The following is a 378-nucleotide window of genomic DNA, read 5'->3' as shown; positions in this document are numbered from 1 at the left end:
GGTTAGGTATGCCTGAAACTGGCGTTGTTAATGATATGGACACTTCCACCCACCGTCTAAACTTATAGTCGGTAACATAAATGAGGAAGAGACCATGACCATTGCAACTTTAGGTATCGACTTAGCTAAATCTTCTTTTGCTCTTCACGGAGTAGATTCATCAGGCAAAGTTCTTTTGAAGAAAAATATCAGCAGAAAGAAGTTGTCCGAAACGTTGACCAATATGCCTCCTTGTCTTGTTGGTATGGAAGCTTGCTCCAGTGCTCATTATTGGGCAAGAGTATTCAAGCAATTTGGTCATGACGTTAAACTTATGCCTCCGCAGTTTGTTAAGCCCTATGTGAAATCAAATAAGAACGATACCGCTGATGCTGAAGC

Annotated in this window: 1 protein-coding gene; it reads left to right on the top strand. The window is 41.3% G+C overall.

Translation table 11 applies throughout. The annotated features are described in order from the left end of the window. Window positions 1-94 precede the first annotated feature (94 nt). The coding region (locus AB4486_RS24025) for a transposase (protein WP_372119117.1) at window positions 95-378 on the top strand (284 nt) is incomplete at its 3' end.

It is taken from the genome of Vibrio sp. 10N.222.55.C6 (assembly GCF_041473395.1).
Taxonomy (GTDB): domain Bacteria; phylum Pseudomonadota; class Gammaproteobacteria; order Enterobacterales; family Vibrionaceae; genus Vibrio; species Vibrio crassostreae_C.
This window is presented reverse-complemented; position numbering and strand designations above follow the sequence as displayed.